Source organism: Acidimicrobiia bacterium (assembly GCA_035948415.1).
GTDB lineage: Bacteria > Actinomycetota > Acidimicrobiia > IMCC26256 > PALSA-555 > PALSA-555.
Genome location: DASZJD010000007.1, coordinates 1 through 1,534, shown reverse-complemented (window position 1 = coordinate 1,534; position 1,534 = coordinate 1). Strand labels below are relative to the sequence as shown.

General features: G+C 73.9%; 2 protein-coding genes. Both read left to right on the top strand.

Going from position 1 to position 1,534, the window contains the following annotated elements; genetic code table 11:
• Nucleotides 1-693 (top strand): hypothetical protein (locus tag VG869_00955; GenBank protein ID HEV3449748.1); only part of this gene is annotated, 693 nt, incomplete at its 5' end.
• Between the two features lie 523 nt (nt 694-1,216).
• A partial coding sequence (locus VG869_00950) for a hotdog domain-containing protein (protein HEV3449747.1) occupies nt 1,217-1,534 on the top strand: 318 nt, incomplete at its 3' end.

Here is a 1,534-nt window from a genome sequence, read left to right as displayed (position 1 = left end):
GCGAAGCCGAGACCGACCGTCGTGACGGGCGCCGGCGACATCCGCCCGACGGTCGACCGGTACCGCAGCCTGCTCGGCCCGGACAACGGCGGCGGGCCGGACCGGCACACGTCGGGACGGCGCGAGATCAGCTGGGACAGCGTGCCGGATCAGTTCGCGGAGCCGAACGCTCTCCCACCCGACTTCTTCAACGCGGCCACCGCCCCGAGGGCGCGGGGTGCGGTGCTGCAGACCCCGGGCGACCGCGTCGCCGTGAGCGCCCGCCTCGGCAACCCCGCCGGCGTCCCCGTGCGCTTCGGGGACATCAACCCGACCTATACCGCCCGCTTCCGGACCTTCAGCCCCGAGCGCCTCTTCTCGCCGATCGGGAGCAACGTGGTCAACCTGCGCTTCTACGTCCCAGGGACGACCCAGCCGGCGGCGGTCCGGGGGTTCGGCGCCGTCTACACCGATGTCGAGCTCAAGGAGACCGCGGCCTTCGAGTTCTTCGACGTCCAGGGCCGATCGCTCGGCCGGTTCCCGGTGCCGGTGTCGAAGAACGGCCTCTCGTTCCTCGGGGTGGCGTACCCCTCGGCGATCGTCGGCCGGGTGCGGATCGTGTACGGCAACTCGAAGCTGGGCCCGAACGACAGCAAGCGGTACGACGTGGCCGTCATGGACGACTTCATCTACGGCGAGCCGCAGCCACGCTGACCTGATGGCAGCCGACCGTGCCCGGCCGGGGGCGCGGGCAGGAGTCGCGACGGCGGCGCCTCGCGCGCCGCGCCGGCCATCGACGGACGGGCGTCGAGCAACGGGTGTGAGGCGGGGAGGGCTACCGCTTCGGCTGAGCCCGTGTGCGCGGGCCCGGTCGGAATCGGGACGCCGACGAGCGAGCGCTGGCGGCTCGGGTGGTCGGTCGTCGAGGCCTCTATGGTTGCCGACCGGAGCCCGGCCGGCTTCGGAGCGGTCCCGAGGCTGACCGGCGGGCCAGCCCGCCCGTGAGGAGGCTGAGCGTGAGATCGTCGAGCACCTCGCCGAGCTCGGCGAGGCTCGGAGGCGGGTGGACCGGGCCTGCCGGCTCGGCGTCCCGCGATCCGGTGTGGCTCGGCTCGAAGACGGGAGCGGCGCTCGGGCCTCGGCGTCACGCGAGCGCGTCGGCAGGCTCGGCGGCCGCTGCCGGGTCGGCGCGGCCCTCGGTCAGGAGCGCGTCGCCACGGGCTGGAGACCTCGCGTCATGACCGTGAACGACGTGCTGCGGCGCCGAGCGGATCGCGCCCTCGCCGTGCCGCTGCTGCGCGACCTCGGCGTGGTCCTGCTCGACGAGACCGAGCCGGCCCGGGGCGTCGGCTTCACGGTGACGCCGAACGCTCTGAATGCCGCGGGCTGGCTGCACGCGGGGGTGATCGCCACTGTCTTGGAGGCCGCGGCCTACCTCGCCATGATCGAGGCGCTCGCGCCCGACGAGGACGCCATCACCCACGCGTTTGCGGCGTCGTACCTGGCTGCCGTGGGTCCCGGTGAGGAGCTGCAGGCGGGCGCCGAGCTCCTGCGC